1 protein-coding gene and 1 pseudogene are annotated in these 1,787 nt (G+C 71.2%); both read right to left on the bottom strand.

Annotated elements, in window-relative coordinates; translation table 11 throughout:
* A partial coding sequence (locus tag AB0M20_RS41565; RefSeq protein WP_364306833.1) for an enterochelin esterase domain-containing protein occupies positions 1-630 on the bottom strand: 630 nt, incomplete at its 3' end.
* Positions 627-1,787: pseudogene (locus tag AB0M20_RS41560) on the bottom strand (hypothetical protein); the annotation flags it as partial. The pseudogene AB0M20_RS41560 and the gene AB0M20_RS41565, both read right to left, overlap by 4 nt.

Below are 1,787 nucleotides of genomic sequence, written 5' to 3'. Positions count from 1 at the left end.
GGCCATCTGCCGGCGGTGGATGAGGTTGTCCAGCACCGTCTGCGCGGCGGAGTACCGGAGGAAGTCGCCGCCGTCGTGCACCACCAGGAGCCGGTAGCTGCCGGTGGGGCAGCAGCCGGCCGGCCGGTACAGGGTCACCGGGTAGTCGCTGCCCAGCGCCTCGCTGCGCACGACCAGGTCGTCGAGCTGCCCGGGCGGCGCCTCAGGATCCGGCACCGTCCAATCGGGAGCGACGTAGCCGGGCCCGAAACAGACCGACGAGTTGCCCACCGGGCTGAACGCCAGTTTGGGGTTGAGCGGGTCGTTGAGAGACTCGGTCCGGCCGTCCCGGCACACCTCGAGCTGGTACTCGACCCGCGAGTCGGCCGGCATCTCCACGATCACGTACCACAGGTCCGTCCCGGGCAGCCGGTGCATCGGCACCCGATCGGGAAGGTCGATGATCCGCTGGCTGACCCGAACCGTGTCGGCCTCACCGCGGTAGAGGAACGTGCAGAACCTGCCCTCCACCACCGGCGCCTCGTACCGGGCCAGGAAACGGTCGACGGTGGCGCCGTCGACCTCCGTCTGCCTCCGCAGGCGGTTGATCGCGAGTTTGGGGTCGCCCTCGTCGACGACGCGGACGCTCACGCCGCATGCACGTGGACGGTGCGGCCCACGTCGTCGAGGCGTTCCCGCAGCATGTCGTAGTCCGGGTGGCGCATCCGGACGTACGCGTTCGCCCAGTAGCCGGCCTCGACCGGCTGGGTGGGGGTGCCGGGCGGGGGCAGGTGCGCGTCGATCACCCACTGCCCGGAGCGGGCCTGCACCTCGTCGACGCCGGAGTAGCCGGAGATCTGGCCGTCGTGCTCCGGGCGCAGCGCGATGATCCCGGTGGCGAACTGCCGCGACGGCCGGGCGGCGATGTGCCCGTGCACCACCGCGTTCGCCCACTCCCGGTAGATGTCGAGGTCGTTGCCGGCCGAGTAGAGGTCCCAGGCCCCGACGCCGGGCGGGCGGCAGCCGATCTCGGAGAACCGCAGCCCCTTGGGCCCGAAGAACCACTCCATGTGGGTGGCGCTGGTCCCGATGCCGAGGGCCTCGTTGACGCGGGCGCCCATCTCCCGCAGGTCGGCGTAGTCCGACGACGGCGAGTCGACCCGGTTGGTGGAGATGAACTGCGGCGAGATCCACCGGGTACGCATCGCCTCCAGCACGTTCGGGTAGTAGTGCGAGACGAAGTCCAGGGCGGCGCGCCCGTCGATCGACACGGTGTCGTAGAAGCCCTCGTGACCCTCGACGAACTCCTCGACGGCGATCGACGAGACGTTCTGGTCGTTGAAGCGCCCGAGCGCGCCGTCCAGCTCGCCCCTGGTGTCGACCCGGGTGGTGTCCAGCGCGCCGGCGCCCGTCCGCGGCTTGAGGATCAGCGGGTACCCGACCGCGTCGGCGAACTCGTACACCTGCTCGGCCCTCTCCGCGCCGGTCGACGCGGCCGTGGGCACCCCGGCGGAGCGCAGCACCTCTTTCATCGACGGCTTGTCGCGGCACAACCAGGCCGTGCGCACCGACGTGCCGGGGATCGTGCAGTTCTCCCGGATCTGCGCGGCCGCCAGGGTGTGCGCCTCGATCGTCGCCTCCAGCCGATCGACCCAGACCTTCTCCTGGATCCATCGGACGGCGTCGGTCATCTGGGCCACGTCGGTGACGTTGGAGGCGTGGTGAGGGTGGGGCTGCGTGGGGTTGAGCTGGTCGTGGAGGGCGTGGGGGTGGGGTGGGGGGAGGGCGGGATGGGTCGGGGGGTCGGG

Source organism: Actinoplanes sp. NPDC051633, from assembly GCF_040681735.1.
Classification (GTDB): domain Bacteria; phylum Actinomycetota; class Actinomycetes; order Mycobacteriales; family Micromonosporaceae; genus Actinoplanes.
The sequence above is the reverse complement of the archived record's forward strand: the minus strand, read 5'-3'. Positions and strand labels throughout refer to the sequence as shown.